The organism is Chryseobacterium sp. DT-167 (assembly GCF_058310155.1).
This window is the reverse complement of sequence record NZ_JBZEEQ010000072.1, coordinates 1-665: the sequence shown is the minus strand read 5'-3', so window position 1 is coordinate 665 and position 665 is coordinate 1. Positions and strand designations below refer to the sequence as shown.

Sequence of the window (665 nt, the reverse complement as noted above, 5' to 3'; positions counted from 1 at the left end):
CAAGCGCGGACTCGAGCACATCGACGTCGTCACGATCATCGCCGCGAAGCCCGTGCCGCCGCCACCGGCGCCGCGACCGCGGCGGTTCTGACAGATCTGCCGGACGGATCAGTGAGGGTCGAGCTCCCAGTGTCAGCGGCCCATGTACCTGACGCGTCAGCAACATGCTAGATTGCTGACATGTCAGAAAGAATGTCCAATGAGAAGCGTCGTGCGTGGGAGCTCTTCCACGTCGCGAACGAGCGGGTCCGCCGCGAGGTGGGACGCGACCTGTGGGCCGACGCGCAGTTGTCCGACGCCGAGTTCACGGTGCTCGCGCACCTCGCCATGGGCGAGCGGAGCGGGGATCCGGTCCGCCCGAGCGAGTGCGCCCGAGCGATCGGCTGGGACTCGAGCCGACTCGCCCATCAGCTCCGCCGGCTCGAAAGTCGCGGGCTGATCGAGCGAGCACCGGGGGCGGGCGACGGCCGGTCCTCGGTCATCGCGTTCACCGATGAGGGGCGGGCGGCGTATCGATCGGCCCTCGGCCCGCACCTGCGGAGCGCGACCGCCTGGTTCGGCGACGCGTTGAGCGACGATCAGGCCGCGGCGCTCGTCGACGCGCTCGACGCGCTTATGGCGCACGTCGAGCGGCGCGCGAGCGAGACCGGCGCGGGCGAAGCCCG

General features: G+C 70.7%; 1 protein-coding gene. It reads left to right on the top strand.

Features of this window, described 5'->3' with window-relative positions:
* Positions 1–192: 192 nt before the first annotated feature.
* On the top strand, positions 193–665 hold a 473-nt coding region (locus AC4FQ5_RS19800; protein ID WP_491146311.1), incomplete at its 3' end, for a MarR family winged helix-turn-helix transcriptional regulator.